Raw genomic sequence first — 25,729 nt, 5'->3', positions numbered from 1 at the left:
CCAGCGGCCGGTGCTCCCCATTCCTGCTTCGAGGTCTCACCATGGCTGCTTCCAACACTTCCTTCCTGCACGGCTGGCGCCTGTTCGTGGCCATCGCCGTGGTCCTGATCGCATTCGCGCTGGCGGCCTTCGCCCTGTATCCCGATGCAGCCGAAGGCAGCCGTGCGGCGATCCGGATCACTGCACGCACATCGTTCCTGCTGTTCCTGGCGGCGTTCACCGCATCGTCGTTCGCCAGTCTTCTGCCCGGCCCGTTCACCCGGTTCCTGCTGCGCGAACGGCGCACCGTCGGTTTGTCCTTCGCGTTCTCGCACCTGCTGCATGCCATCGCCATCACCAGTTTCGGCATCCTCAACCCGGCGTTCTGGCCAGCACGATCCGCGCTGGCCAATCTTCCGGGCACGGTGGGCTACATCGCCATCCTGGCGCTGGCCATCACCTCGCATCGGGGGATCGCCCGCCGCATGGGCCCCACTGCTTGGCGTCGCCTGCACCTGTCCGGCATGTGGATCATCGCGGCGGTGTTCACCTACTCGTACTTCAAGCGCGTGCCAGGCAACTTCTGGTATGCGGTGCCGTCGGCACTGCTGTTCACCGCCTTCGTGGTGCGCTGGATCACCAAGCGGGCGCAGTCACTGCGCCGAAGCGCGCGTGCGCGGCCACCGCTGCGGAGTTCTCAAGGAGGCGGTTACTTGTAGAGCCGAGCCCATGCTCGGCTGCCTCTGGTTCAGCCGAGCATGGGCTCGGCTCTACAGAGGGATCCCAGCACGATCGGCATCGAATCCCCTGCGGAAAGGGATCTGCCCCACTTCAGGTCACGGCGCGCGGCGCAATGTCACCAGGGTGATCTCCGACGGCACGCCGATGCGTGCCGGGAAACCGGCCCAGAGACCCGCACCATTGCTCACGTAAAGGGTCATCCCGTCCACGTCGTAGCGACCGGAGACGAAGCCACCATTGGCCCGCTTCACCAGTTGGTCCATGCCGATGATCTGCCCACCGTGAGTGTGCCCGGACAATTGCAGCTTCACGCCGCGCGCCGCCGCCTCTCGCGCGTTGCGCGGGCGGTGGTCAAGCAGGATCACCGGCGCAGAGGGATCGGCGCCGGCCAAGGCGGCGTCCAGATCCGGCAGCGGCAGGCCGTAGCGTGCGGCCACCGGATCGGTGACCCCGGCAATGGTCAGCGCTGCATCACCGCGTCGTACCTGCAGGTGGCTGTTCTCCAGCACCTGCATGTGCAGCGCGCGGAACGCCTGCATCCATGCCTGGTACTGCGCGTAATACTCGTGGTTGCCGGTAATGGCGACGACACCGTCCGGCGCCCGCAGATCGGCCAGAGGACGCGCGTCGTCACGACGGGCCTCGACACTGCCGTCGATCAGATCGCCGGTGATCACGATCAGATCCGGCGCCAATGCGTTGCTCTCATCCACCACCCTGCGCACCCAGTCGCCGGTCAACAGGCGGCTGGCATGGATGTCGGTCAGCTGCAGCACGCGATAGCCGTCGAACGCCGCTGGCAGCCCGGCAACGCTCACCTCGATCTGCCGGGGCTGGGGCACTGCCATGCCCTGACTGACACCATAACCACTGACCAGCAGGGCCAGCACGCCGGCCGCCGGCCGCAAGCGCCGCGTGTGCAATGCGGCTACCGCACGTGGCCAGCGCAGCAGGCGGGACGCGAGCAGGCCCACATCCATCGCCAGCATCAGCAACGCCAACAGCAGCACCGCCGTGGAGCCGGTGACCAGCGTGGCGATGGCCAGTTTCGGAATTTCCGGCGACGCCATGGTGCCCCAGAAGGTGGCGACGATACGCAGCTGCACGGCTACGCCCACCAGCAGCAGCGACAGCACGACCTTCAGCCAAGTGGGCATGCGCTGTGGCCAGAACAGGCGCCAGGCCACATACAGGCCCATCAACAAACCGATCGTACTCAGCACTGCAACCATCCTGGAAAGAAAGTGGGCCGCCATGGTGACGGCTGCAGGCGGTGTTGTGTAGCACCGAGCCCATGCCCGGTATTTCAATCTGCAGCCGAGCATGGGCTCGGCGCTACAACAACAGGGGCGTCAAGCCATTCCGTCGAGGCGCTGCACCCGCAGGCGGGCGATACGGCGCTTCTCCATCGCCAGCACGGTGATGCGCACGCCCGCCACCTCCACCGCATCGCCGATGTCCGGCAGCCGGCCCAGCTGCTCCAGCACCAGCCCGGAGATGGTCATGTAGTCGGCACTGCGTGGCAGCGATACGCCGGTCAGCCGCTGCAGGTCGTCCAGAGTCAGTGCACCGTCGGCCTCCCACTGCTCCTCGCCCTGCGCGACCACGCCATAGCGCTCGTCCTGGGTATCGACCAGATCGCCGGCAATCGCCGCCAGCAGATCGTTGGCGGTCACCAGGCCCTCCACGCTGCCGTACTCATCCACCGCCACCGCCAGCGGTACCGGATGCTGGCGGATCAGTTCCAGCGCCTGCAGCGCACTGGCGCTGGACAGCACGTACTGCGGCTCGCGCAGGTTGCCTTCCAGCTGCAGCGGCCTGCCCTGCAGCAGGTCGGCCAGCAGATCGCGGCTCTGCACCACGCCAAGCAGGCTGTCCAGGTCACCCTCACCCACCAGCAGGCGGGTGTGCGGCGACGCCACCAGGCGCGCCACGACGTCCTCCTGCCCACGCGCCAGGTCGATCCACTGCACATCGGCGCGCACGGTCATTACGCTCGACACCGGCCGGTCGGCCAGGCCCAGCACGCTGCGGATCATTTCGTGTTCGGCAGGCTGCAGGCGCTCTTCGGCGTCCACCTGCGCGTCCAGGCCTTCATCGTCGTGGCCATTGGCCGGGCGCGCGCCGAGCATGCGCAGCACCGCATCAGCGGTGCGCTGCCGGAACGGCTGGCGACGCTCGTTGCGCTCACGGTTGAAACGCACCCACTGGTTGAAGGCTTCCACCAGGATCGAGAAGGCGATCGCCGCGTACAGATAGCCCTTCGGGATCTTGTAGCCCAGGCCTTCGGCCACCAGGCTGAAGCCGATCATCAGCAGGAAGCCCAGGCACAGCACCACCACGGTGGGATGCTTGTTGACGAAGCGGGTCAATGGCTTGCTCGCCAGCAACATCAGCGCCATTGCGATGGTCACGGCGGCATACATCACGCCCAGGTTGTCGACCATGCCGACCGCAGTGATCACCGAATCCAGCGAGAACACCGCATCGAGCACCACGATCTGCGCCACCACCATGGCGAAGCTGGCATAGACCTTCTTGCCATCTTCGTGGTGCGCGCGGCCTTCCAGCCGTTCGTGCAGCTCCATGGTGCCCTTGAACAGCAGGAACAGGCCACCGCCCAGCAGGATCAGGTCACGCCCGGAAAAGCTGTGCTCGAACAGCGTAAGCAGCGGCTCGGTCAGTTTCATGATCCAGGCCAGCGCCGCCAGCAGCACCAGCCGCATCAGCAGGGCCAGTGCCAGGCCGATCACCCGCGCGCGGTCGCGCTGGTGCGGCGGAAGCTTGTCGGCAAGGATCGCGATGAACACCAGGTTGTCGATGCCGAGCACGATCTCAAGCACGACCAGGGTTGCAAGGCCCATCCATATCGAGGGGTCAGCCAACCATTCCATTTCAGGTCCGTTTCGTCAGTAGGTAAGGGAGAAGAACAAACACTCAGTCTGCGTCCTGCGTGTGCGACGGGTCGTACCCGAGCAGGTCGCCAGGCGTGCATTGCAGCTCCCGGCAGATCGCATCCAGCGTGGAAAAGCGGATGGCGCGCGCCTTGCCGGTCTTCAGGATCGACAGGTTCGCCAGGGTGATGTCGATGCGCCCGGCCAGCTCGGACAGGGTCATGCCCCGTTCCTGCAGCACGCGGTCCAGGGTGATGACGATTGCCATCAGATGACACCGTCGAGGTCATCGCGCATCGCCGCGCCCACGGCGAAGACGCGTGCGAGCACGAACAGCATCATCACCGCCACCAGCCCGGTGATCGACATGCCGCCGCCCACCTCCATCCAGCTGAAGTCCGGGCCCATCCAGGCCGCGTAGGCGCCGATCAGGATCGACAGCAGCTCCATCGCCAGCATCAGCCACGCCATCCGTTGCAGGCGCTGCGCATTGGCGTGGGTGAACGGCCTTTCGCGCGCCGCCGATTTCAGCAGCCGCAGCAGATGGCGCAGGAACAGCAGGCACAGCACCAGCAGCGCGACGATCGCAGCCAGCCCCAGGCAGAAGTGCAGGAACAGCGCGTTGCCGTGTGCAGCAGCGGCAGCGCCATCGTGGACGCTGTCGAGCAGCCAGCGACGGTCGTGCGCGACCAGCGGCACGGCCAGCAGTGCGGCCAGGATGCCCAGCCAGCACATCGCCCGGACGGCCTGGACGGCGGCCTGGGCCAGGGTGAACAAGCCTCGCGCGGGTCTGGCGCGGGCGGGACGAGCGGTCAAGCGGCCTCCGGCATTGGGGCGGCCTCGCCGCCCCCGGGATGGATTTATCGATAAACGATATATCACAACCTGCGTGAAAGGCTGAATCGCGGGCCTGGGCAGCCTGCGCGGCGCGGGGCCAGCGTTACCGGCTGGGTGCAGCCTGCTCCAGCATCGCTTCGCCCGGCGTCACCGAGGCCATCGCCTGCACGCCGGCCTCGGCCGCCTGCCGCGTGACCAGCCGGAAACGCACCTGCAGCTTGGCCTGCCCGGGCGTGGCCCAGCCGTACTGGATCGCCACCTGGTCCGCCGACAACGGCCCACGGCCTGGCAGCGAGCGCGCCTGCAACGGCGTCGGCGCCGCCTGCACCAACCGGGCAAAGCCCTTCTGCACGACCGCCGCGTCGGCCTTTTCGGCGTAGACCGTACACGTGCCATCGTCAGCCCAGCTGACCGCATAGCGGCCGCTGGCCAGCGGCACCATCCAGGCCACGCCCGACTGCCCCTGCAGCAACGTTGCCGCCTCGGCAGGCTGCAGCGGTGACAGCCCGTTGGATTCCATCAACGACTGCAACCGCGCCGGTGCGCCGATGTGCTGCATGCAGGCGGTATCGAACAACTCACTGAAAGGGTCCTGCGCCTGTGCGCTGGCCTTCGGTGCACGTGCAGGCTGCGCCGCCGCCAGGGCAGGCAGCAGGGCCAGGATCAGCCAGGAGGCAGGGCGCATTGGAACTCCACGGTACGGAAAACAGCAGGGAGGATGGCAAAGCCCGGGCGCGGCGCGCAACGGCCGCGTTGCCGCCGGCCTCCCCGCGCCGGGATCAGGTTGTGATTTCGCCCTCGTCCTCGCCATCCCAGTAGTGGATACGGCTGGCGCGCACATGGATCAGTACCAGTCCCGGTGTATCCACTCCCTGTTCGAACCACCGTTCCAGGTCCTTCACCCAGTGCTCGCGCATCGTGGCCCGATCGCGCACCAGCGCCGCCCTTCCCTGCACGTGCACGAACAGCGGCGGCTTGCCCAGCAGCGACTTGCTGCCGGAGAAACCCAGTGCGACGGTGGGGTCAGCCTCGATCTCGCGCACCATGTCGGTGTCTTCCATGGTGAAGAACCAGCTGTCACCGTCATAGTCCACGTCACCGTTGTTGCTCATGGGGCGACCGGCAATTTCTCCACCGGCGCGGGTCTGCAGCATCGTGAAATCGATGCCGGCCATTTTCTTGGCAAGTTCTGGGAGGGTGAGCTGGGTCACGGCGCGGTCCTTGATCGGAGGGACGCCCAGCGTCTGCGCAGAGCGGTGACCGGAAAGTGCATGAGCACTTGCGGCCTCTTCACGGGAAACGAGATACGGCGCATGGTCCATGCGTGACGCACTCCACACCACCATGCTTACGTTAAAGGCAGATAGAGGAACGCCCCTGCGGAGCACTACACCCAGCTAACAGGGGCGTGCCCGAGAATCGCGCAACCCCGTGGCACGACCGGCATGGCAGCCGGCGTGCACGCGGCGACTCCTCCCCCAACCGCACGGCCTCCACATGGATCTGTTCGCCTGGCTCGCGTTCGGCTGCTACCTGTTGGCGTTCTTCATTGTCTCGCTGTTTGCTGCGGCCTATCTGAAACGTTCCGACTTCATGCCCTACCACGCGCAGGCCGTGGGCATGTCGTGGGCGGAGATCGAACCGCGCATGCAGGTGCTGCTGATGGCACTCATCCGCGTGGTCGGCGCCGGGTGGATCGCACTGGCCGGTGCCGGCGTGATGCTGGCCTGGTTGATCTTCTTCGGTGGTCACTTCGCGCTGCCACAGCTGCTGGCGTTCCAGTTGTTCTGCCTGGTCGCCACCGCGCCCCCGGTGCTGGTCGCCTTCGGCGTGCGGCGACGCACCGGTGCGCGTACCCCGGTATCCACCGGCGCGGTCGTGGTGCTGCTGTCGCTCCTCGGCCTCGCGCTGGCCGTGCTGTCACTGTCCCGGTGAGTTCCCTTGCCCCCTCCCCACGAGGCTCCGCCATGAACCCCGAATCGATCTTCTACAGCGTGGTCAACGGTAATCTTCCACGTTCCCAGGCCGGCACCCTGCTCGGCTGGCGCTTCGTCGGCTATGACGATGCACTGCGTCGCATCCAGGTCGAGTTCGACGCCGGGACGGTGCTCACCAATCCGATGGGCAACGTGCAGGGCGGATTCCTGTCAGCGATGCTGGACGACTGCATGGGGCCGGCGATCTACGCCACCCTGCCAGCCAACCGCATCGCGGTCACGGTGGAATCCAAGACCAGTTTCGTCAACCCGGCACGGCCGGGGCGGATCATCGGCTGGGGCGAAGTCGAGCACAGCAAGGGCAGCATCGCCTTCACCCGTGGCTGGCTGACTGACCCGGCCGGCAAGGTACTGGCCACCGCCAGCGCCACCTTCCGGGTGGGTGCGCTGCGCTGGCGCGGTCTCTCGGTGCCGCGTCCCATCGCGAGGCGGATGATCGCGCGCACGCTGCGGCGCGTGCATGCGCGCATCGGTTGATGCGTATCCTCAACGTGCGTTGCGGCCGCCGCCGGCCACCCGCACGCGGTCGCGGCCCTGCGCCTTGGCCTGGTACATGGCCGCGTCGGCGGCACGCAGCAGGGTGCGCCAGCCCAGCGCATCGGTGCCCCCCTCGGCTACGCCGAAGCTGGCAGTGACCCGCAGTACGTTGCCTCCGGCCAGTGCGATGTCCAGCTGCCGCATGGCCACGCGCAGCGACTCGGCCAACTGGCGGCCGCCGGCCAGATCGCCGTCGGCGAGCAGCACCAGGAATTCCTCGCCACCGTAGCGGGCGATGCTGTCGCTGCGGCGCAGGTGGCGCTGCAGCAGCTGTGCCACCTGCACCAGCACCTGGTCGCCAGCAGCATGCCCATGGCCATCGTTGATGGCCTTGAAGCGATCGATGTCAAGCAGGATCACCACCGCGCTGGTGCCACCGTCGGCATGGCGCTGCTGCACCCTCTGGTCCAGCGCGCGCCGGTTCAACAACCCGGTCAGTTCATCGGTGCCGGCCAGCTGGCGCAGCTCGCTGGTCAACGCCGAGCGCTCGCGCGACTTCTCGCGCAGCACTTCGATGGCATCGAACAGGCGCTGCATCTCGGCCAGCGGGTGGGTCACGTGCTGTTCCGGGCCGGGCGCTTCCGAGGCGATCTGGATCACCTGCTTCTGTGCCTGCAGCAGCGGCCGCAGGATCTGCAGATGGGCAATGCGCAGCGCCACGCCGAGCACCACCAGCGTGCCAAGCACGGTCGCCACCAGCACCACCAGGCGCGTCGCTTCGCGGTTGCGGGTGCGCTCGAAACGGGCGATGGACACGCTCAGGTAACCGTCACGCAGCGCTTCCAGCGACCGCAGGGTCGGTACGTAGCGCGTGGTGAACTCGGCGGCGGTCCACGGCGGGGGCACGCCACGCCGTCCATCTTCGATCAGCTGTTCGATCATCGGCAGCGATTCGCCGAAGAACTGGCGGCGTGCCATGTCCCAATGCCAGGACAGCGTCGGATCGCTGCGGAACACGGCTTCATGGCTGCCTGCCAGCCGCCACAGTTCCAGCAGGCGGCCTTCGGTCTGCAAGGCCGCCCGCACCTGTTCGTCACGCCAGGCCCCCGGTACCGCCACCGGCGCCATCACGTTCGAGGCCAGGCGGCCGCCATGCTCGCGCAGGTCGATCAGCACCTGGCCCTGCATCGCCGGGATCGCCGCTTCGCGGTCGGCACTGACCAGCACGCTGATCTGCGCCGAGGTCAGCACGTGCAGGCGATCGACCACGGCGAACATGCTGCTGATCGCGCGCTCCACGTCTTCCACCCGGCGCACTTCGTGCGGCTGTGCCGCCACCTGGTCCACCGCGGCCCGCGCCGACTGCAGGCGACGTTGCGCGTCGGCCAGCAGCCCATGTTCGTCGACCACGCCCGGATCGGCCTTGAACACGGTGTCCAGTTGCAGCAGGGCGGTGTCGACCCGCTTGCGCGCAACCGCCAGCTGCGCGGCCAGCCGCGCCTGTTCGGCCGCATCGGCCGTATTGACTCCCAGCAGGCTGTTGGCTGGGCCGCGCTCGGCCGACACCCGGTTGGCCAGGTCGAAGGTCTGCTGCAGTCGGCGCAGGCTGACCAGGTTGTCCTCGGCAGCGGTGAAGCGCAGCGTGCCCTGCACCAGTGCGATGGCCATCAGCGGCAGCGTACAGACTACGAACAGCCCGGCCAGGATCCAGACCCAGGTCCGCAATCCGATGGGCGACGCCTTGCGGGCCATGCACATTTCCCCTGTCGTGCGGAACACTGTAGCGGCCGCCTGCACAGGCGCCAAGCCGCTAGCGGGCCAACCGTGGCCGTCGGTACACCGTGCCCGCCGCGAACGCACCGACAAGGCCGCGCGGACACTCGAATCGGGACAAATACGTCATGCCCCGCCGCGTCAGATCCAGCGCTGGTCGACCAGTTCGCGCTTCACGTAGGCATAGAACACCGGCGCGGCGACCAGGCCCGGCAGGCCGAAGGCCGCCTCCATCACCAGCATGGCCAGCAGCAGCTCCCAGGCACGCGCCTGGATTTCGCCACCGACAATGCGCGCGTTGAGGAAGTACTCCAGCTTGTGGATCACGATCAGGTACAGCAGCGCCGCCACCGCCACGTAGAACGAGACCGACAGTGCGACGATGGTGATGATCGTGTTGGAGATGATGTTGCCCACCACCGGCAGCAGGCCGGCCAGGAAGGTGATCAGCACCAGGGTCTTGGACAGCGGCAGGTGCACGCCGAACAACGGCAGCACGCCCAGCAGGAAGATCGCGGTGAACACGGTGTTCAGCAGCGAGATCTTCACCTGCGCGAACACCACCTGGCGGAACGCGGTGGCCAGGCGGCTGGTGCGCCCGATCAGCTCCTGCGCCAGCGGACCCATCTTCGGCAGCGGCAGTTCGTCATACAGTGCGATCATCGCACCCAGCACCATGCCGATCAGCACGCGCACACCCACCTGGACCACCGAGGTACCGGCCACGCCCAGCTGGCGCTGATGCTCGGCGGCCCAGTCGTTCAGCGCCGCGCGCAGCGCCGGCATGTCCTCGGGGATGTAGGGTTGCAGCAGCGCCGGTACCTGATGCCGCGAGGTGTTGAGGATCTCCATCAGGCGCGCCAGCAATGCGTCCGGGCCGCCGGTCTCGTTGCGGAAGAACGAGGCCACGCCGATCCCGGCCAGCACCAGCGCACTGATGATGATCGCCGACAGCACGATCACGGCGATCGCCCGTGCGCGTCCCGGCGGCAGCCTGCCTTCCACGGTGGAAGCCAGCAGGTGGGTCAGCTGGAACACCAGCAGGCCGGACAGAAGGGTGACCACCAGGCCCAGTTTCAGCGCCAGCCACATGCCCAGCAGCATCATCAGCCACGCCGCGATCCTTGGGATGGGGGGCTTGGGCTGGGCAACGAGAGCGTCTTGCATGGGAGCGCGTCCGGGCGGGGTGGCCCATGGTAGAGGATTGGCGTGCTGATTCCGCGTGCAGGATGAATGGGCATTTCATCCTCGTTCGGCGGCAGCCGTGCCGTCCCCACGCGCGCTCACTCGCCATAGCTGGCGGTGTTCTTGCCCTGGCGCTTGGCGTGGTACAGCGCGCGGTCGGCCAGTGCCAACCAGTCCTCGACACTGCCGCCACGCGGCGTGGCCGCAATGCCGATACTGACGCTGAATTCCACACCCGGCGTGGCCTGCCGCGCGGCCTCGAGCAGGTGCAGGCGCACCCGCTCGGCCACGTGCATCGCGTCAACAGGCGTGCAGTCGCGCAGCAGCACGACGAACTCATCGCCCCCGAGCCGCGCGGGCGTATCACCGGGCCGGGCAACGGTGCGCAATGTCGCCGCGATATGCCGCAGCACCTCGTCACCGGCGCGGTGGCCATGCGAGTCATTGATGCGCTTGAAGTCGTCCACATCGAGCATCAGCAGGCAGGCAAACCCGCCCTGGCCCTGTGCCCGGTCCAGCGCCTGCTGCGCACGCAGGATCAGGAAGCCACGATTGGCCAGTTCGACCAGCGGGTCCATCCGGCTGAGACGTTGCAGCTGGCGGTTCTGCGATTTGACCCGGCGCGCCAGCTGCCAGCTGAGAATGCTCAGGCCGATGCCATACACGAACAGGAACGGGACACTCAGCACGATCGTGCGCTGCGAGGTGACCGGCTGGTAAGGGAAGCCGAGCGCCCACCAGGTGAGCGCGAAGCCCAGCATCAGGGCCAGCGTGGCGCGCATCGCCAGGCGAACGCCACCGGCAGCGATCTTGTCGGCCACCAGCAGTGCGGCGAACAGTGCACTGGGCACCGCGCTCAACGCCATGAAGGCGATCCAGCCACCACCGAAAAAGGAGTCGGCCACCATGCAGCGGAACTGGACGAGCGCGGGCTGGCCGGAGCGCTGGGTCAGCATCAATGCCAGCGCAGGCCACGCCAGCGCGTTGAGCAGCAGCAGGACCCACGCCAGCGGCCCATCGTGGCGCTCGAGGATGATCGAAGCGATGGGGATTGCCCCCAGTCCATTGCCGACGAAACGCATCCAGCCGATGCGACGTGCCGCGCCAATGCCTTCGACCGCGCCTTCCGCCGAATCGGTGAAGAATGGCATTGCCCCCCCCTTGCGCGATCGCACCTGCTGCCACGGCCCTTGCCGGGCTGCCTGCGATGAGTCTGACAGCTTTGCGTCAATTCGGGATCAAGGTCGCGGCACGACGCGCGGGCCGGCCGCCCTGCTCCGACTGCCCTGCCTTGCCTGCGCTACCGCTCAGGCGCCGCTGTCGAACCGCGCAGCATGAAGCTGAACTCCAGCGTCTGCTGAAGCGGTACATCGATCTGTTCGATGATGGCGAGCAGCAGGTTGACCGCGCGCTCGCCGATTTCACGCATCGGCTGCCGGATGGTCGTCAGCGGCGGGGTGAGATAACGCGAAGAGGCCAGGTCGTCGAAGCCGACGATGGAGAGCGCTTCCGGAACGCGGATGCCCCGGTCGCGACAGGCCGCCAGTGCCCCCAGTGCCATCTGGTCGCTGAAGCAGAACACCGCGGTCGGCACGGGCGTGCCGTCCAGCAGCGCCATCACCGCCGCATACCCGGACTCAACGGAAAAGTCCCCGGGCACGATGCTCAGCTGGCGCAGGCGACCCCGCGCCTTGCCGGCGGCCCGGACCCCTTCCAGCCGCTGCTGGTGCAGGGGGTTGTCAGGTGGCCCGCCGACCACGGCGATCCGTTCGTGCCCCAGGCCGTACAGGTGCTCCATCACCGCGCGTGCGGCGGCCGCGTTGTCGATATGGACGCTGGGGATGCCCAGTGCGGGGTCGAACTCGCATCCATTGACCACCGGCGCAGCTGCGCCGCGCTGCTCGACGATTTCGCGCGCGGTCGGTGGCAGGCGATGGCCCAGCACGATCATGCCGTCGGCCTCGTTGCGCCGGAGCATCTGTGCGTAGCGCTCCTCACGATCGGGTTGATGCTGGGTATCGCCCAGCAGAACCGCGTAGCCGACCGCCTGCGCGGCCTCCTCCGCACCCTGCAGGATCTGTGCGAAGAACGGATTGGCGATGTCCGGGACGGTGACCAGGATCTTGCCGCTGCGCTGGGTCTTGAGCGTGCGGGCCACCGTGTTGGGCACATAGCCCAATGCGGCGGCGGCCTGCTCGATGCGCGCACGGGTGGCCGGCAGCACCTTGTCCGGCCGGGAAAGCGCCCGTGACACCGTGCCTGCGGAGACGCCGACGTGCCTAGCGATGTCGTAGATGGTGGCCATGGCGTTAGTTCTCCTGTCCGCTGTGCAGTGCACAACAGGTCCTGCGTGCGCCCCTGCTAGGATAATGCAATCGATTGCATCGAGGGCGAATCACGTTGAAGACGCTCAAGGGTCCAGCGCTGTTCCTGGCGCAGTTCATCGGCGACACAGCTCCTTTTGATCGGCTGGACACGCTGGCCGGGTGGGCCGCGGGTCTGGGCTATTCTGGCGTACAAGTTCCCACCTCCGCGCCCCACCTGTTCGATCTGGCCGAGGCGGCGCGCAGCCAGGCGTACTGCGACGATGTTGCCGGCATGCTGGCCGGGCACGGCCTGCAGATCACCGAACTGTCGACGCATCTGCAGGGGCAGCTGGTCGCGGTCCATCCCGCCTACGACAGCCTGTTCGACGGATTCGCCCCCGCCGACGTGCGCGGCAACCCGCCCGCGCGCCAGGCTTGGGCCGTGGAGCAGCTGCGGCTCGCCGCGCAGGCCAGCCAGCGCCTGGGGCTGACCGCGCACGCCACGTTCTCCGGTGCGCTGGCCTGGCCCTACTTCTATCCGTGGCCGCAGCGCCCGCCGGGCCTGGTGGAAGAAGCCTTCGCCGAACTCGGCCGCCGCTGGCGCCCGATCCTGGATGTGTTCGATGCCTGCGGCGTGGACCTGTGCTTCGAGATCCACCCGGGCGAGGACCTGCATGACGGTGCGACATTCGAGCGCTTCCTCGATGAGGTCGACCATCATCCCCGCGCGAAGATCCTGTACGACCCCAGCCACCTGCTGCTGCAGCAGATGGATTACCTCGGTTTCATCGACCGTTACCACGCCCGCATCGGCATCTTCCACGTCAAGGACGCGGAGTATCGCCCCAGCGTGCGCAGCGGCGTGTATGGCGGCTACCAGGACTGGATCGATCGTCCGGGCCGGTTCCGCTCACCCGGTGACGGCCAGATCGACTTCAAGGCGATCTTCTCGAAGTTCGCCCAGTACGACTTCCCCGGCTGGGCGGTGCTGGAGTGGGAGTGCTGCCTGAAACACCCGGAGGACGGCGCGCGCGAGGGTGCCGCCTTCATCCGCGATCACATCATCCATGTAACCGAACGCGCCTTCGACGACTTTGCCGGGAGCGCCACGGACGCTGGATCACTGCGCCGCATGCTGGGAATCTGAGCCACGACCGCCCCGGGAGGGCAAGCCATGACGCACGCCATGTCGCGCCTGGGCGCGATGATGTTTCTGCAGTTCTTCATCTGGGGGGCGTGGTTCGTCACCCTGGGCACCTACCTGGTACAGGGCCCGCTGCAGGCCAGCGCAAGCCAGGTGGCAACGGCGTTTCTCAGCCAGTCCATCGGTGCCATCGTGGCACCGTTCCTGGTCGGCCTGATCGCAGACCGCTATTTCGCGGCGCAGCGCATCCTGGCGGTGCTGCACCTGGCCGGCGCGGTGCTGATGTGGCTGGCGTCCACCGCCACCAGTTTCAGCGTGTTTTCCGCGTGCGTCATGGGCTACATGCTCCTGTTCATGCCGACGCTGGCACTGGCCAACAGCGTCGCCATGCGGCACATGCAATCGCCGGAGAAGCAGTTCCCGCTGGTACGCGTGGCCGGCAGCGTCGGCTGGATCGTTGCAGGCGTGCTGATCGGCTGGCTGGGCTGGGAACAGGCGCATCGGCTTGAACTGACCTTCCGCATGGCCGCATTGGCATCGCTGGTGCTGGGCCTGTATGCGTTCACCCTGCCGCACACGCCGCCACTGGCGCAGCAGCGCGATGCCGGGCTGGGACAGATCCTGGGGCTGGATTCACTGCGGTTGCTGAAGTCGCGCGCCTACCTGGTGTTCTTCCTGGCTTCCATCGCCATCTGCATCCCGTTGTCGTTCTACTACAACTTCACCAATCCGTATCTCAACGACCTGGGCGTGCAGGGCGCGGCCGGCCTGCAGTCGCTGGGCCAGGTGTCCGAAGTGCTGCTGATGCTGGCCATGCCGTTCCTGTTCGTGCGGCTGGGGGTGAAGACCATGCTGGCGGTCGGCATGGCAGCCTGGGTCGTGCGCTACGCGCTGTTCGCCTTCGGCGATGCGGGCAGTGGCTTCTCCCTGCTTGTGATCGGCATCGTACTGCATGGCATCTGCTACGACTTCTTCTTCGTCACCGGCCAGATCTACACCGATGCCCACGCCGGCCCCGCCGCGCGCAGCAGCGCGCAGGGCTTCATCACCCTGGCCACCTATGGCGTGGGCATGCTGATCGGCACCTTCCTGTCCGGCGCGGTAGTGGAGCACTTCACCACCGAGGCCGGCCCCGATTGGCAGCAGATCTGGCTGTTCCCGGCCGGCGTTGCACTGGTGGTGCTGATCGCCTTCCTGCTGCTGTTCCGCGACCGCCCGGTAGCGGCGGCCGCGTCGTCCACACCCTGAGGAGACCGGCCGATGCCCCTGCTTGGAATCGCCATCGTTGGTACCGGCATGATCGGCGCGGTGCATCGCCGCGCGGCACTGCTGGCTGGCGCCGAGGTGCGCGGCGTGGCCGCCTCGTCGCCGCAGCGCGCGCGCGAGGTGGCGCATGCGTGGAATGTCCCGCGCGCCTATCGCGATATCGAGGACGTCGTCGCTGATCCCCAGGTACAGGTCGTGCACATCTGCACGCCCAACCACCTGCACCGCGCGATGGCGCAGGCCGCACTGGACGCCGGCAAGCACGTGATCTGCGAGAAGCCGTTGGCGACGACGCTGGACGATGCGCAGGCGCTGGCGGCGCTGGCCGCCTCGACCGGACTGGTCGCCACCGTCCCCTTCGTCTACCGCTACCACCCGGTGGTCCGCGAGGCACGCGCACGCATCGCGCAGGGCGATCTGGGGCCACTGCACCTGATCCATGGCAGCTACCTGCAGGACTGGCTGCTGGACCCGGCCAGCAACAACTGGCGGGTTGACCCTGCACTGGGTGGCACATCGCGCGTGTTCGCTGACATCGGGTCGCATTGGTGCGACCTGGTTGAATGGGTCAGCGGCGAGTGCTTCGCCGAAGTGAACGCGGCGTTTGCCACAGTGATCGCCGAGCGCAGCGCAACCACCTCCCAGAGTTTCAGCACGCCGGCGACAGACGGCGCAAAGCAAGCGGTCGAGAGCGAGGACGTGGCCGCAGCGATGTTCAGGACCGGCGCGGGCACGCTGGCGTCATTGACGGTCAGCCAGGTCTCGGCCGGACGCCACAACCGGCTCTGGTTCGAGATCGACGGCGCCAACGCCAGCGTGGCGTTCAACCAGGAGGATGCCGAGCGGCTGTGGATCGGCCTGCCCGAGCAGCGCGAGGAAATCTTCGTGCGCGGCCCGGGCGCCGGCAGTGCCGAACAACGCCGGTTGTCGCCGCTGCCAGCGGGGCACGCACAGGGCTACGGGCAGTGCTTCGAAGCGTTCGTGGCCGACACCTATCGCGCCATTGAAGGCGAGCGGCCGCAGGGCCTGCCCACCTTCGAAGACGGCCTGCGCTCGGCGCGGATCGTTGATCGTGTCATTGCATCGGCCAGGTCACGCACCTGGACCACCATCGGTTGAATCCCGGGAGGATCTGTTCATGAACATCCCTGTCCGTAGAACTGCAACCCTCGTCCTGCTGCTGCTCGCAGTCCTGCCCGCCTTCGCAGGAAACACAGCCGGTGCGCAGAAGCCCATCGCCGTGCAGATGTACACGCTGCGCAACGCCGGCCCGCTTGACCAACAGCTGAAGATCGTCCACGACGCGGGCGTGCGTGCGGTGGAGACCGTCGGTACGCAGAATGCAAGCGCTGCGGAGCTGAAACAGTTGCTGGACCGTTACTCGATCAAAGCGGTTTCGTCGCACGTTCAGCTGGCCGAGCTGCGCGACAACCTGGATGCCGTGGTGGCCTTCAACCGCTCGATTGGCAACAGCACGCTGGTGGTGCCCTATCTGGACCAGAAGGACCGTCCGCGCGATGCCGCCGGCTGGACCGCGTTGGGCCGGGAGCTGGGCCGGATTGCCAAGCAGATGCGCGGCAAGGGGATGCAGCTGGCCTATCACAACCACGACTTCGAGCTGGTCGACTTCAATGGCAGGACCGGACTGGAGCTGCTGTTCGACGCCGCCGGCCCCGAGCTGCAGACCGAACTGGACCTGGCCTGGGTCGCGCGCGCGGGCCTGGACCCGGCCGTGATGCTTGGCAAGTTCCGCGGCCACATATTTGCGGTACACGCCAAGGACAATGCGCCCAAGGGCGAGGCCGAAGACGAAGGTGGATTCGCTGCGGTCGGCCAGGGCGTGCTGGACTGGGACGCGATCCTGCCGGCCGCCGCCACCGCTGGCGTGCAGTGGTACATCGTCGAACACGACCAGCCACGCGACCCGGCCAAGGTCATCCAGGCCGGCGCGGACTACCTGCGTGAACACCTGACCACCAACCTGCCCACCCGTGCCCACCGCTGACGCATCAAGGAGCCCCACATGAAAATGATCCTGGCAGTGGCCGTGGCCCTGGGCGGCATGAACGTTGCGACGGCAGCGTGGGCCAAGGACGACCCGGCCGCCGGCGCGAAACTCTACGCCCAGCACTGCACCGCCTGCCACGGTGCTGAACGCACCGGTGTACCGCCGACGTTCCCGGCGCTCACCGATGTCGGCAAGCGGCTGCAGCCCGCCCAGGTCAAGGACAGGATCAGGAAGGGCGGCGGTCTGATGCCCCCCTTCCCGCAGCTGTCACAGCAGGAGATCGATGACATCGCCAGCTACCTGGCGAAGTAGCGGGTGGGCGCTACAGCTCGCGCACCCAGATGTTGCGGTAGCTGACCTTGGAGTCATGTTCCTGCAGATACAGCGGCGCGCACCCATGCGGTGCGTACGAAGGCGCACCGATGTATTCGGTCCTGCCCGCCAGCACGGTGTCGTCCTGTACCAGCACGCCGTTGTGCAGCACGGTGATCCGTGCGGGCGACGTCAGGCCGCCGCCCGGCGAGAAGCGCGGGGCCTTCCAGAGGATGTCGTAGACCTGCCACTGGCCCGGTGCGCGCGAGGCGTTCACCCGTGGCATGGCCTGCTTGTAGATCGAACCCGCCTGGCCATTGGCGTAGGTCGGGTTGTGGTAGCTGTCGAGTACCTGCAACTCATACAGTCCCTGCAGGAAGATCCCGCTGTTGCCCCGGTTCTGGCCGTCGAAGCCCTTCGTTTCGGTGGGCGTACGCCATTCGACATGCAGTTGGACATCGCAGAAGGGTTGCCGGGTACGGATGCCCTTGCTGCCCGGAACAACCGTCATGGCGCCTCCGGCAACCTTCCAGGGCACGCGGCCACCCTGCTCCGATTCCCACGCGGAGAGATCCTTGCCATCGAACAGCACGATCGCATCGGACGGTGCCTTGCCGGGTGGCGTTGCCACGGTCGCGGGCACAGGGGTCCACACTTCCGTCTTCTTCGGGTCACGCACAGCGTCGGCACTGTCCTGTGCGAACGCAGATGCAGCGGCCAGCAGGCCGGCGGTGATCAACGCAGGGCGGATCATCAGGTTGGTGTCCATCAGCTGGTCCCCCAGGCAGGTGTGCCGGGGACATAGGCGAGGTCACCGTCGTAGCGCCCCGGCACGGCGACGTACTGCAGCACCCCGGTCGCACCGACCTTGGAGGTGAAGAAGCCGAAGATGGCCAGCTGCTTGATCATCGTGAAGTAATGCGGCATGGCTTCGCCCTCTTCGGGCGTTCCAGTTTCGGTCACGTCTGCATTGCGCGCCTTGGCTTCGGCATCCAGTGTACGCAGCAATCCGGTGCGCGCCTCCGCCGTGAGCGACACGAAGCGGCCACCGGCGCGCTTGTCGATGTCCGCCAGCCCGGCGCGGAACACCGCCTGCTGCCTGGCGGTGTAGCAGTCGCTGACGAACGTCGCCATGAACGCACCGGCGCCCGCGTCCTTCGCCCCGGGTGTCCGGGTCCGCGGTAGGATGGTCTCGGCGATCTCGTCCAGCGTGCTGATTTCGGCATCGGAGAACGCGGCCATCGCCCCGGCCGCTGGCGCTTTGCCCTGCACCAGCGCAGGCAGGCCGACCATGGCCGCACCGGTGGCGGCGACGATCATCTTCAGCAGTTCGCGGCGATCCATCACAGGTTCCCCGCTTTCAGTTCGCGTACCGCGTGGTCGGCCGCGCGCGCGGTCAGCGCCATGTAGGTCAGCGACGGATTCACGCAGGCGCTGGAGGTCATGCAGGCACCGTCGGTGACGTACACATTGGGGGCATCCCAGACCTGGTTGTGCGCGTTCAATACCGAGCTCTTCCGGTCCCGTCCCATACGCGCAGTCCCCATCTCATGGATGCCCTTGCCCGGGGCGTAGTCGTTGTCGTGCATCTTCACGTCCTTGACCCCGGCCGCCTCCAGCATCTCGGCGGCATCGGCGGCCATGTCCTTGCGCATCGCCAGTTCGTTGGCGCGCATGGACACGTCCATCGCCAGCACCGGCAGCCCCCACTTGTCCTTGCGCTCGCGGTCCAGGCGGATCGTGTTGTCGTGGTGCGGCAGCATCTCACCGAACCCGGTCATGCCGATGCGCCAGTCACCGGGCACGGTCAGCGCTTCCTTCAGGTCGGCACCGATGTTCAGCTCGGCGATCTCGCGCGACCAGCCGGTGCGGCTGGCACCGCCTTGGTAGCCGAATCCGCGCAGGTAGCCACGCTTGTCGGCGGCGACATTGCGGAACCGCGGAATGTAGAAGCCGCAGGGACGGCGGCCGAAGTAGTACTTGTCTTCGTAGCCCTCGACCCGGCCCGAGGCGCCTGCACCGAAATGATGGTCCATCACGTTGTGCCCCAGCTCGCCCGACGAAGAACCCAGCCCCCCCTCCCAGACATCGGTGGCCGAGTTCATCAGCAGCCAGGTCGAGTTGAAGGACGATGCGTTGAGGAAGATGACCTTGGCCGTGTACTGGTAGGTCTGCCCGGTCTCGGCGTCGATCACCTCCACGCCACGCGCGCGCTTGCGATCCTTGTCGTAGAGCACTTCCTTGACGATCGAGAACGGGCGCAGGGTCAGGTTGCCGGTTTTCATCGCCGCTGGCAGCGTCGCCGCCTGGGTCGAGAAGTAGGCACCGAAGGGACAGCCCAGAATGCACTTGTTGCGATACTGGCAGTTCACGCGCCCCTGCTCGGGCATCGGCTGGGTGATGTTGGCCGTGCGCGAGTGGATCATGTGCCGCGTGCCGCCAAAGGCCTTCTTGATCCGCGCGGCCACGTCCTTCTCGACGATGTTCAACGGGATAGGCGGCAGGAACTCACCATCCGGCAGCACGTCCAGTCCCTCGCGCGTGCCGGCGATGCCGGCGAACTTTTCCACATGGTCGTACCACGGCGCGATGTCGGCATAGCGGATCGGCCAATCGGTGGCGATGCCCTCCTTGAGGTTCGCCTCGAAATCCAGGTCGGAGAAGCGGTAGCTCTGACGGCCCCACAACAGCGAACGGCCACCGACGTGGTAGCCGCGGAACCAGTCGAAACGCTTGGTTTCGATGTAGGGTGAGTCCTGCTCGTTGGCCCACATTCCTTCCAGGTTCTCGGCGAGGCCGTAGTCGCGCATCAGCACCGGAAAAGCGGCCTTCATCGCCTGCGTCGGCCGGTTGCGATGCGGGAAGTCCCACGCTTCCTTCATCGCATTGACGTAGTCCTTGACGTGCTCGATGTTGCGCCCGCGTTCCAGCATCAGGACCTTCAGGCCCTTCTCGGTCAGCTCCTTCGCTGCCCAGCCGCCACTGATTCCCGAGCCAACAACAATGGCGTCGTAGTGATTATCTGCCATGGGTCTCTCACCTGGGTGGATATCGTTTCAGACGTCGCAGAGGCGGATCGCCTCGCGCAATGAAGCAACGGGATCGGGCGCGGCAGGCATGAACTCCTGCGCCAGATACCCCTTGAAACCGGTGTCGCGGATCGCGCGGCAGATGGCCGGATAGTTGAGCTCCTGCTGGTCTCCGATCTCGTTCCGGCCGGGCACGCCTGCGGTGTGGTAGTGCTTGAAACAGGCATGGTGTTTTCCGATGGTGGCGATGATGTCGCCCTCCATGATCTGCATGTGGTAGATGTCGTAGAGCAGGCCGAAATTGTCCGAGCCGAGCCGCTGGCACAGCTCCACGCCCCATGCGGAGTGGTCGCACAGGTAGTCGCGATGATCGACCCTGGAGTTCAGCAGTTCCATCACCAGCACGACGCCGCGCTTCTCGGCATGCCCGAGGACGCGCTTGAGGCCGGCCTCGGCATTGGCCATGCCGTCGTGGGGGTCCATGCCATTGCGGTTGCCGGAGAAGCAGATGAGGTTGCGGTAGCCGGCATCGGCGACCAGGTCGATGTGCCGCGTGTAGCGCTCCACCAGCTGGTCGTGGAACTCGCGGCCGGCGAAACCCTTGGTCAGGCCCAGCTCCGCGCCGTTGCACATCGAGCTGTAGACGCCGTGGGCCTTCAGCGTGGGCCAGTCTTCGGGACCGACCAGGTCGATCGCGGCGAAACCGATGTCCTTCACCGTCGCGCAGAGCTGGGCAACCGACAGCTGCGGGAAGGTCCAACGGGCGACGGCCTGCTTCAGGTTTCCTTTGAGGGGGGCATCGGCGGCGAATGCAGGGAGCACACCTGCAGCCCCCAGGCCAATGCCGCCGGCAACCGCAAGACGTAGCGCGTCGCGTCGCGTGATGCCCATCGCCGGGGCCGGTCTGATCGAATGGATGGACATCCACCTGCCGGCCTCCCAACCGACATCAAACACTGAGGATTCACTGCAATGCAATCGATTGCACCATAGGGGAGGAATTTGTGTGTTTGCAAGTCGCAGTGCACGAAAATCAATGCTGCGAGGCACAACTCCGCAGCCGACCTGGAAAACAAAAGCCCCGCGTGAGCGAGGCTTTCCTTCTGGCGGTGGAAGCAGGACGACGCCTGTTGGCTACAGCGTCGAAATCGTGCCGCCGTCGATCCGATACTCCGTTCCGGCAATCGACGCCGACCGGGGAGACGCCAGGAACACAATCAGATCGGCCACCTCCTGCGGTGCCGCGGGCCGTCCCACCGGGATCCCGCCGAGCCAGTCCATGACCAGCCTCTTGCCACCTTCATAATCGGTTCCCGCTTCTGCCGCGATCCGCTCTGCAAATTCCCGGGATGCTTCTGTCTCGATCCAGCCCGGCGCTACGCTCAACACCCGCACACCCTTGGGAGTGACCTCTCGTGAAAGCGACTTGCTGTAGGTCGTGAGTGCCGCTTTGGCGGCGGCATACGCGGTGGTGGACTCCGGCAGAGGCAGCATGCGCTGGATCGAACTGACGTGGATGATCACGCCAGCGCGCTGCGCGAGCATGGATGGCAGCAAGGCACGATCCAGACGGACCGCCGGCATCAGATTCAGGTTCAGCTCGGCAAGCCAGTGCGCATCACTGATCGCTGCGAAGCCGCCGCCAGGTGTCTTTGATCCCCCCAGCACATTGACCAGGATGTCTGCGCCGCCCCATGCCTGCAGCACGGCGTGGGCGAAAATGCCGGTGCCCTCGGCCGTCGACAGATCGGCGGCTACGTAGGCGACTCCTTCCACCGGGCGTGCCGGCAGGCTGCGCGCCGACGTCATCACCCTGGCCCCGGCCTCGGCAAGGGTCCTGACCACGGCCGCCCCCACACCGGCCGTGCCGCCGGTCACCACGGCCCGCAGGCCACCGAGTTGAAGATCGAAGCTCATGCGGTGATCTCCAGCGATGCGATCAGGCCCCGTTCCAGTTCGAAACGGTAGCTCAGCAGAATCGGACTGCCGGGGAAGTTGCCGCTCACGATGGCACGGACAACGTGGTGTTTCCCCTGCCGTTCGATGGCGCTCGGCACGCTGGTGGCGCTGTATTTGGCGGATGCCTCGGCCAGGAAGGCTTTGATGGCGTCGACGCCGACGAGGGTGTGCCCGTCGTCCTTCAGCACAGCCTGGGCGGCAAAACAACGCGCCAGCACTTCGGGGTCATGTTCGGCCGCGAAGTACGCGGCGATGGGTTCTGGGAGAGTCAACGCATTCATTCCTGGCTCCTGCAGTGGTGAGGCGCTCAGGATGTGCACGCAGGTCGGTTAAGTGAATGCCCTATAATCCGAATGGGTTATGTCAAGAATCTTACATAATGCGCGGATCCGAGTTCGCTGAACTGAAGGCCTTCGTGGCGGTAGTGGAACGTCAGAGCTTCGCGCGGGCGGCGGAACATCTGGGGGTATCGCCCTCGGCCCTGAGCCAGACCATCCGTCAACTGGAAGGCCGTCTCGGCACCCGCCTTCTGAATCGCACAACACGAAGCGTGGCACCCTCGGCAAGTGGCGGACGACTGTACGCGCGCATCGCGCCGCTGTTCCAGGAGTTGGCGGTAGCGGTCGCTGAAACCAGCGAAGCGAGCGGACGGATCAACGGGACCCTGCGCATCAATACGCTGGGCATCGCCGCAAGAACACTGATTGCCCCGCGGCTTGCCCGCTTCCACCAGGCCTACCCTGATGTCGTTGTCGACATCGTGGTCGACGACGCGCTCAGCGACATCGTCAGTGGGCGGTTTGATGCAGGCATCCGCGTGGGTGGGCAGCTCGAGAAGGATATGGTGGCCATCCGCCTCACTCCCGACCTGAACATGGTGGCCGTGGCGTCACCGGATTACCTCGCACGCCGTGGAACGCCGCGAACTCCGGCGGACCTGCAGGATCACGCCTGCATCAACTGGCGGCTGCAGAGTGACGGCAGGCAGTACCGATGGGAGTTCAAGAAGCGAGGCCGCCACCTGGAGGTCGCCGTGGACGGTCCTGTCGTCACCAATCACGCTGACGTCGGGATTGCGGCGGCACTGGCCGGCCTCGGAATCGCCTATCACTTCGAGCAGGATCGCGTGGGGGAACTGCTGGCCCAGGGATTGCTGGTGCGGGTACTGGCGGATTGGTCGGTCTCGCGCCCCGGGCTTTTTCTCTACTACCCGAACAGGCGGCACCGCCCCGCCCTGCTGGGTGCGTTCATTGATTGCCTGCTGGACCAGGGCGTGTTCGGTAATCGGTGACAACATCGAGGAACGTCCGCATCGGCCGCCGCCGGACAACAGGATCCCGGCAGTGCCTCAAGAACGACATGGGCCCCAGGCAGGCATGCCAGGAGCCCTTGTCGGGATGCACCGAAGATGCGCTTAGAACGGAATATCGTCGTCAGCGAAGTCGTCCATCGGCGGCGCCTGCTGCGGCTGCGGACGCTGGTTGCCACCCTGGTTGCCGTAGCCGCCGCCCTGGTTGCCGCCCTGGTTGCCATAGCCACCGCCCTGGCCACCACGCTGGCCGCCGCCACCGCCGCCGTACTCCTGGCGCGGCGCCTGCTGGCGCTGCGGACGATCGCCGCCGTAGTTGCCGCCACCACCGCCGCCGCCTTCACCGCGGCCGCCCAGCATCTGCATTTCATCAGCGATGATATCGGTGGAGTACTTCTCCACGCCGTCCTGGCCGGTGTACTTGTCGTAACGCAGGCTGCCTTCGACGTAGACCGAGCTGCCCTTGCGCAGGTACTCGCCGGCGATCTCGCCGAGCTTGCCGAAGAACACCACGCGGTGCCATTCGGTGCGCTCCTGCTGGTTGCCATCCTTGTCCTTGCGGACGCTGGTGGTGGCCAGGCTGATGCGGGTGATCGCCATGCCGCCCTGGGTGTACTTCACGTCCGGGTCGTTGCCGAGATTGCCGACCAGGATGACTTTGTTGATGCCGCGCGCCATAGGTACCTTCGTCCGTTGTCCAGGGGCAGACCGCCAGTGATAGCACAGCCCCGGGCGGGGTGCAGTACGCTGGGCCGCCCCTGGTGAAATTTTGGGGAATGCGAGAACGACGCATCTTACCATTGCCGCCGCCGTCCGCCCGGTCAGGAGACCCCGACCGCACCGAAGGATCAGGCTGATTTCCTTGTCCGGCAATGACTTACCTTCGCCCCGACCGACGTCCAGAGAGGCATTCGCGTCTGCGCATGGCATCATGCCCGGGCACCTTCCACCTGCCCGCTCCGCCCGCCCATGACGATCAAAGGCAAAGCCACCTCCCTCGACATCGCCCACCTGGCCGGGGTCTCCCAGCCGACCGTGTCGCGGGCCCTGCGTGGTAGCCCGATGGTCAACGCCGAGACCCGCGAGCGCATCCTGCGCATCGCCCGCGAGCTGAACTACAAGGTCGACAAGAACGCCTCCAGCCTGCGCCTGCGCAATGCCGGCACGCTGGCCCTGCTGTTCTTCGAGGACCCGACCAACGACGATTCGCTGATCAACCCGTTCTTCCATTCGATGCTGGGCTCGATCACCCGCGCCTGCGCCCTGCACGGGCAGGACCTGCTGGTGTCGTTCCAGCAGCTGTCCACCGACTGGCAGGCAGATTACGAAGACAGCAACAAGGCCGACGGCATCATCCTGCTCGGCTACGGTGACTACCACGAATCGCGCGACCGCCTGCAGCGGCTGGTCGAACAGGGCACGCACTTCGTGCGCTGGGGCGCCGCCCTGCCCGGCCAGCCCGGTGTCTCGATCGGCAGCGACAACTTCCAGGGCGGGCATGACATCACCACCCATCTGCTGCTGCAGGGCTGCCGCCGCATCGCCTTCCTTGGCCATGCCTCCAGCCACTACCCCGAATTCCAGGAGCGCTACCGCGGCCATGTCGCGGCCCTGCAGGACCACGGCCTGGCCGCCGAACCGGCGCTGCAGCACGATGCGATCACCACCGAGGCCTCCGGCCAGGAGGCCTGCCAGGCCCTGCTGGCGCGCGGCGAGCCGATCGATGCGATCTGCGCGGCCAGCGACCTGATCGCCATCGGTGCGATGCGCGCCCTGCGCGAGGCCGGGCTGCGGGTACCGCAGGACGTGGCGGTGACCGGCTTCGACGATATCCCGCTGGCCGCTTCGGTATCCCCGGCGCTGACCACGGTGCAGCAGGACACCAAGCAGGCCGGCCAGCTGCTGGTGGAGCGCCTGCTGACGCTGATCGGCCGGCAGCCGGTGGAGAGCCAGAGCATCCCGGTGAAGCTGGTGGTGCGGGAATCGTCGCTGCGCGGGTAGGCGCCGCAGGGCGGGATCGCTCTTGGCCTCGCCCTTGTTGTTTGGCTTGGTCTTACCCTAGTGCCAGTGCCGAGCCGTGCTCGGCAAACTACCCGCGACAGGCGCGCAGGTTCAGCGTGCCCCGGCCTTCGGCCCCAGCAACGCCAACAGCACATAGACCACGATCGAGGCGACGGTACCGAGCACCGCCGGCAATCCGTAGGCCCACGCCGAACGGCCCTGCTCGCGTGCCCACTGGGCCAGATACCAGGCCGAACCCAGGTTGATCAGCCAGGCAATGGCGAAGGCCGGCCACTGCACCATGCCCACCGCGCGCAGCAGGGGCACGGACACCAGCGCGGCAACGATGGCTGCGATCAGGAAGATCAGTGCGGAGCGGGAATGGCGTGATCGTGCCGGTGAGCCGACAGGTAATTCCTTCAATTCCACAGCAGAGCCTCGATCCTGGTGTTATCCAAAAGGAACCACGTACTGCACCCGAAGGGAAGCGTTCTGTAGGGTCGGGCCGTGCT

General features: G+C 66.6%; 28 protein-coding genes. 10 read left to right on the top strand and 18 right to left on the bottom strand.

Annotated elements, in window-relative coordinates; all coding sequences use genetic code 11:
* Nucleotides 1-41: 41 nt before the first annotated feature.
* Entirely contained in the window at nt 42-698 is a 657-nt protein-coding gene (locus ACSDHM_RS03915) for a ferric reductase-like transmembrane domain-containing protein (protein WP_088496741.1), read from the top strand.
* Between the two features lie 117 nt (nt 699-815).
* Here the strand turns inward: ACSDHM_RS03915 and ACSDHM_RS03910 are convergent, their stop codons facing one another.
* The 6 genes from ACSDHM_RS03910 to ACSDHM_RS03885 all read right to left on the bottom strand — a co-directional run bounded on the left by ACSDHM_RS03910 (nt 816) and on the right by ACSDHM_RS03885 (nt 5,662).
* Entirely contained in the window at nt 816-1,952 is a 1,137-nt protein-coding gene (locus tag ACSDHM_RS03910; protein ID WP_439426967.1) for a metallophosphoesterase, read from the bottom strand.
* A gap of 120 nt (nt 1,953-2,072) precedes the next feature.
* A complete protein-coding gene (locus tag ACSDHM_RS03905) occupies nt 2,073-3,614 on the bottom strand; it encodes a TerC family protein (RefSeq protein WP_088496567.1) in 1,542 nt (513 codons plus the stop codon).
* A 43-nt stretch (nt 3,615-3,657) separates the two neighbouring features.
* The gene (locus ACSDHM_RS03900; protein ID WP_061479178.1) at nt 3,658-3,882 is read right to left on the bottom strand and encodes a helix-turn-helix domain-containing protein; all 225 of its coding nucleotides are present in this window, start codon (nt 3,880-3,882) and stop codon (nt 3,658-3,660) included.
* Nucleotides 3,882-4,349: a DUF2975 domain-containing protein gene (locus ACSDHM_RS03895; protein WP_088496571.1), complete on the bottom strand. Its 468-nt coding sequence runs from the start codon at nt 4,347-4,349 to the stop codon at nt 3,882-3,884. Before ACSDHM_RS03895 ends, ACSDHM_RS03900 begins: the two co-directional genes overlap by 1 nt.
* 205 nt (nt 4,350-4,554) lie before the next feature.
* Nucleotides 4,555-5,136 (bottom strand): NMCC_0638 family (lipo)protein, encoded by a 582-nt coding sequence (locus ACSDHM_RS03890; protein WP_005415652.1) that lies wholly within the window; start codon nt 5,134-5,136, stop codon nt 4,555-4,557.
* A gap of 94 nt (nt 5,137-5,230) precedes the next feature.
* Nucleotides 5,231-5,662 (bottom strand): pyridoxamine 5'-phosphate oxidase family protein, encoded by a 432-nt coding sequence (locus tag ACSDHM_RS03885; RefSeq protein WP_072168661.1) that lies wholly within the window; start codon nt 5,660-5,662, stop codon nt 5,231-5,233.
* A gap of 286 nt (nt 5,663-5,948) precedes the next feature.
* Between ACSDHM_RS03885 and ACSDHM_RS03880 the strand changes: the two genes are divergently transcribed.
* Together ACSDHM_RS03880 and ACSDHM_RS03875 are read left to right on the top strand one after the other, a co-directional pair.
* A complete protein-coding gene (locus ACSDHM_RS03880) occupies nt 5,949-6,386 on the top strand; it encodes a hypothetical protein (RefSeq protein WP_088496566.1) in 438 nt (145 codons plus the stop codon).
* A 32-nt stretch (nt 6,387-6,418) separates the two neighbouring features.
* Nucleotides 6,419-6,925 carry a PaaI family thioesterase gene (locus ACSDHM_RS03875; protein WP_088496565.1) on the top strand — a complete coding sequence of 169 codons (507 nt, stop codon included), beginning with the start codon at nt 6,419-6,421 and terminating at the stop codon, nt 6,923-6,925.
* 9 nt (nt 6,926-6,934) lie between these two features.
* On the opposite strand, the gene ACSDHM_RS03870 is transcribed toward ACSDHM_RS03875, so the two are convergent.
* The 4 genes from ACSDHM_RS03870 to ACSDHM_RS03855 form a co-directional block, all read right to left on the bottom strand.
* On the bottom strand, nt 6,935-8,677 hold the full coding sequence (locus ACSDHM_RS03870; RefSeq protein WP_111007909.1) for a GGDEF domain-containing protein: 1,743 nt from the start codon (nt 8,675-8,677) through the stop codon (nt 6,935-6,937).
* A gap of 162 nt (nt 8,678-8,839) precedes the next feature.
* Nucleotides 8,840-9,865 (bottom strand): AI-2E family transporter, encoded by a 1,026-nt coding sequence (locus tag ACSDHM_RS03865; RefSeq protein ID WP_072168658.1) that lies wholly within the window; start codon nt 9,863-9,865, stop codon nt 8,840-8,842.
* A gap of 116 nt (nt 9,866-9,981) precedes the next feature.
* On the bottom strand, nt 9,982-11,034 hold the full coding sequence (locus tag ACSDHM_RS03860; protein ID WP_151355112.1) for a sensor domain-containing diguanylate cyclase: 1,053 nt from the start codon (nt 11,032-11,034) through the stop codon (nt 9,982-9,984).
* A 149-nt stretch (nt 11,035-11,183) separates the two neighbouring features.
* Nucleotides 11,184-12,188 carry a LacI family DNA-binding transcriptional regulator gene (locus ACSDHM_RS03855; protein WP_439426671.1) on the bottom strand — a complete coding sequence of 335 codons (1,005 nt, stop codon included), beginning with the start codon at nt 12,186-12,188 and terminating at the stop codon, nt 11,184-11,186.
* A 95-nt stretch (nt 12,189-12,283) separates the two neighbouring features.
* Here ACSDHM_RS03855 and ACSDHM_RS03850 point away from each other — a divergent pair, with 95 nt between their 5' ends.
* From ACSDHM_RS03850 to ACSDHM_RS03830, 5 genes are read left to right on the top strand one after another with little or no spacing between them, the layout of a single operon-like run.
* On the top strand, nt 12,284-13,336 hold the full coding sequence (locus tag ACSDHM_RS03850; protein WP_227836617.1) for a sugar phosphate isomerase/epimerase family protein: 1,053 nt from the start codon (nt 12,284-12,286) through the stop codon (nt 13,334-13,336).
* 27 nt (nt 13,337-13,363) lie between these two features.
* Nucleotides 13,364-14,581, top strand: coding sequence for a nucleoside permease (locus ACSDHM_RS03845; protein WP_072168654.1), 1,218 nt, complete (start codon nt 13,364-13,366; stop codon nt 14,579-14,581).
* A gap of 12 nt (nt 14,582-14,593) precedes the next feature.
* Entirely contained in the window at nt 14,594-15,718 is a 1,125-nt protein-coding gene (locus ACSDHM_RS03840; RefSeq protein ID WP_188241195.1) for a Gfo/Idh/MocA family protein, read from the top strand.
* A gap of 19 nt (nt 15,719-15,737) precedes the next feature.
* Nucleotides 15,738-16,604, top strand: a complete 867-nt coding sequence (locus ACSDHM_RS03835; protein WP_088496560.1) for a sugar phosphate isomerase/epimerase family protein — start codon at nt 15,738-15,740, stop codon at nt 16,602-16,604.
* Between the two features lie 18 nt (nt 16,605-16,622).
* Nucleotides 16,623-16,919 (top strand): c-type cytochrome, encoded by a 297-nt coding sequence (locus ACSDHM_RS03830; RefSeq protein ID WP_005415640.1) that lies wholly within the window; start codon nt 16,623-16,625, stop codon nt 16,917-16,919.
* A 10-nt stretch (nt 16,920-16,929) separates the two neighbouring features.
* Here the strand turns inward: ACSDHM_RS03830 and ACSDHM_RS03825 are convergent, their stop codons facing one another.
* From ACSDHM_RS03825 to ACSDHM_RS03800, 6 genes are all read right to left on the bottom strand, one after another.
* Nucleotides 16,930-17,688: a 3-keto-disaccharide hydrolase gene (locus ACSDHM_RS03825; protein ID WP_072168651.1), complete on the bottom strand. Its 759-nt coding sequence runs from the start codon at nt 17,686-17,688 to the stop codon at nt 16,930-16,932.
* Entirely contained in the window at nt 17,688-18,263 is a 576-nt protein-coding gene (locus tag ACSDHM_RS03820) for a gluconate 2-dehydrogenase subunit 3 family protein (protein ID WP_088496559.1), read from the bottom strand. Before ACSDHM_RS03820 ends, ACSDHM_RS03825 begins: the two co-directional genes overlap by 1 nt.
* Nucleotides 18,263-19,948, bottom strand: a complete 1,686-nt coding sequence (locus ACSDHM_RS03815) for a GMC oxidoreductase (protein ID WP_134972169.1) — start codon at nt 19,946-19,948, stop codon at nt 18,263-18,265. The genes ACSDHM_RS03820 and ACSDHM_RS03815 overlap by 1 nt, the downstream gene beginning before the upstream one ends.
* Nucleotides 19,949-19,975: 27 nt before the next feature.
* The gene (locus ACSDHM_RS03810) at nt 19,976-20,872 is read right to left on the bottom strand and encodes a hydroxypyruvate isomerase family protein (protein ID WP_439426966.1); all 897 of its coding nucleotides are present in this window, start codon (nt 20,870-20,872) and stop codon (nt 19,976-19,978) included.
* A 210-nt stretch (nt 20,873-21,082) separates the two neighbouring features.
* A complete protein-coding gene (locus tag ACSDHM_RS03805) occupies nt 21,083-21,865 on the bottom strand; it encodes an SDR family oxidoreductase (RefSeq protein WP_061479191.1) in 783 nt (260 codons plus the stop codon).
* Nucleotides 21,862-22,188, bottom strand: a complete 327-nt coding sequence (locus tag ACSDHM_RS03800) for a nuclear transport factor 2 family protein (RefSeq protein WP_072168647.1) — start codon at nt 22,186-22,188, stop codon at nt 21,862-21,864. The genes ACSDHM_RS03805 and ACSDHM_RS03800 overlap by 4 nt, the downstream gene beginning before the upstream one ends.
* Nucleotides 22,189-22,286: 98 nt before the next feature.
* On the opposite strand from ACSDHM_RS03800, the gene ACSDHM_RS03795 reads away from it, so the two are divergent.
* Entirely contained in the window at nt 22,287-23,198 is a 912-nt protein-coding gene (locus tag ACSDHM_RS03795) for a LysR family transcriptional regulator (protein WP_072168646.1), read from the top strand.
* Between the two features lie 123 nt (nt 23,199-23,321).
* On the opposite strand, the gene ACSDHM_RS03790 is transcribed toward ACSDHM_RS03795, so the two are convergent.
* Nucleotides 23,322-23,894, bottom strand: a complete 573-nt coding sequence (locus ACSDHM_RS03790; RefSeq protein WP_043034165.1) for a single-stranded DNA-binding protein — start codon at nt 23,892-23,894, stop codon at nt 23,322-23,324.
* Nucleotides 23,895-24,185: 291 nt separating this feature from the next.
* On the opposite strand from ACSDHM_RS03790, the gene ACSDHM_RS03785 reads away from it, so the two are divergent.
* Complete coding sequence (locus tag ACSDHM_RS03785; protein ID WP_088496557.1) at nt 24,186-25,217, top strand: LacI family DNA-binding transcriptional regulator; 1,032 nt, start codon at nt 24,186-24,188, stop codon at nt 25,215-25,217.
* Nucleotides 25,218-25,328: 111 nt separating this feature from the next.
* Here ACSDHM_RS03785 and ACSDHM_RS03780 read toward each other — a convergent pair whose 3' ends face one another.
* On the bottom strand, nt 25,329-25,646 hold the full coding sequence (locus ACSDHM_RS03780; RefSeq protein ID WP_088496556.1) for a hypothetical protein: 318 nt from the start codon (nt 25,644-25,646) through the stop codon (nt 25,329-25,331).
* Nucleotides 25,647-25,729: the final 83 nt, after the last annotated feature.

The organism is Stenotrophomonas sp. T8 (genome assembly GCF_051853085.1).
Lineage (GTDB): Bacteria > Pseudomonadota > Gammaproteobacteria > Xanthomonadales > Xanthomonadaceae > Stenotrophomonas > Stenotrophomonas sepilia.
Note: the sequence above shows the minus strand (reverse complement) of the source record. Positions and strands in the feature narration are given on the sequence as shown.

Bases quoted from the DNA above. Each gene is read 5' to 3' on its own strand.
- ACSDHM_RS03915 (WP_088496741.1), top strand. From the start codon at position 42: ATGGCTGCTTCCAACACTTCCTTCCTGCACGGCTGGCGCCTGTTCGTG.
- ACSDHM_RS03910 (WP_439426967.1), bottom strand. From the start codon at position 1,952: ATGGTTGCAGTGCTGAGTACGATCGGTTTGTTGATGGGCCTGTATGTG.
- ACSDHM_RS03905 (WP_088496567.1), bottom strand. From the start codon at position 3,614: ATGGAATGGTTGGCTGACCCCTCGATATGGATGGGCCTTGCAACCCTG.
- ACSDHM_RS03900 (WP_061479178.1), bottom strand. From the start codon at position 3,882: ATGGCAATCGTCATCACCCTGGACCGCGTGCTGCAGGAACGGGGCATG.
- ACSDHM_RS03895 (WP_088496571.1), bottom strand. From the start codon at position 4,349: ATGTGCTGGCTGGGCATCCTGGCCGCACTGCTGGCCGTGCCGCTGGTC.
- ACSDHM_RS03890 (WP_005415652.1), bottom strand. From the start codon at position 5,136: ATGCGCCCTGCCTCCTGGCTGATCCTGGCCCTGCTGCCTGCCCTGGCG.
- ACSDHM_RS03880 (WP_088496566.1), top strand. From the start codon at position 5,949: ATGGATCTGTTCGCCTGGCTCGCGTTCGGCTGCTACCTGTTGGCGTTC.
- ACSDHM_RS03875 (WP_088496565.1), top strand. From the start codon at position 6,419: ATGAACCCCGAATCGATCTTCTACAGCGTGGTCAACGGTAATCTTCCA.
- ACSDHM_RS03870 (WP_111007909.1), bottom strand. From the start codon at position 8,677: ATGGCCCGCAAGGCGTCGCCCATCGGATTGCGGACCTGGGTCTGGATC.
- ACSDHM_RS03865 (WP_072168658.1), bottom strand. From the start codon at position 9,865: ATGCAAGACGCTCTCGTTGCCCAGCCCAAGCCCCCCATCCCAAGGATC.
- ACSDHM_RS03860 (WP_151355112.1), bottom strand. From the start codon at position 11,034: ATGCCATTCTTCACCGATTCGGCGGAAGGCGCGGTCGAAGGCATTGGC.
- ACSDHM_RS03855 (WP_439426671.1), bottom strand. From the start codon at position 12,188: ATGGCCACCATCTACGACATCGCTAGGCACGTCGGCGTCTCCGCAGGC.
- ACSDHM_RS03845 (WP_072168654.1), top strand. From the start codon at position 13,364: ATGACGCACGCCATGTCGCGCCTGGGCGCGATGATGTTTCTGCAGTTC.
- ACSDHM_RS03840 (WP_188241195.1), top strand. From the start codon at position 14,594: ATGCCCCTGCTTGGAATCGCCATCGTTGGTACCGGCATGATCGGCGCG.
- ACSDHM_RS03835 (WP_088496560.1), top strand. From the start codon at position 15,738: ATGAACATCCCTGTCCGTAGAACTGCAACCCTCGTCCTGCTGCTGCTC.
- ACSDHM_RS03830 (WP_005415640.1), top strand. From the start codon at position 16,623: ATGAAAATGATCCTGGCAGTGGCCGTGGCCCTGGGCGGCATGAACGTT.
- ACSDHM_RS03825 (WP_072168651.1), bottom strand. From the start codon at position 17,688: ATGGACACCAACCTGATGATCCGCCCTGCGTTGATCACCGCCGGCCTG.
- ACSDHM_RS03820 (WP_088496559.1), bottom strand. From the start codon at position 18,263: ATGGATCGCCGCGAACTGCTGAAGATGATCGTCGCCGCCACCGGTGCG.
- ACSDHM_RS03815 (WP_134972169.1), bottom strand. From the start codon at position 19,948: ATGGCAGATAATCACTACGACGCCATTGTTGTTGGCTCGGGAATCAGT.
- ACSDHM_RS03810 (WP_439426966.1), bottom strand. From the start codon at position 20,872: ATGTCCATCCATTCGATCAGACCGGCCCCGGCGATGGGCATCACGCGA.
- ACSDHM_RS03805 (WP_061479191.1), bottom strand. From the start codon at position 21,865: ATGAGCTTCGATCTTCAACTCGGTGGCCTGCGGGCCGTGGTGACCGGC.
- ACSDHM_RS03800 (WP_072168647.1), bottom strand. From the start codon at position 22,188: ATGAATGCGTTGACTCTCCCAGAACCCATCGCCGCGTACTTCGCGGCC.
- ACSDHM_RS03795 (WP_072168646.1), top strand. From the start codon at position 22,287: ATGCGCGGATCCGAGTTCGCTGAACTGAAGGCCTTCGTGGCGGTAGTG.
- ACSDHM_RS03790 (WP_043034165.1), bottom strand. From the start codon at position 23,894: ATGGCGCGCGGCATCAACAAAGTCATCCTGGTCGGCAATCTCGGCAAC.
- ACSDHM_RS03785 (WP_088496557.1), top strand. From the start codon at position 24,186: ATGACGATCAAAGGCAAAGCCACCTCCCTCGACATCGCCCACCTGGCC.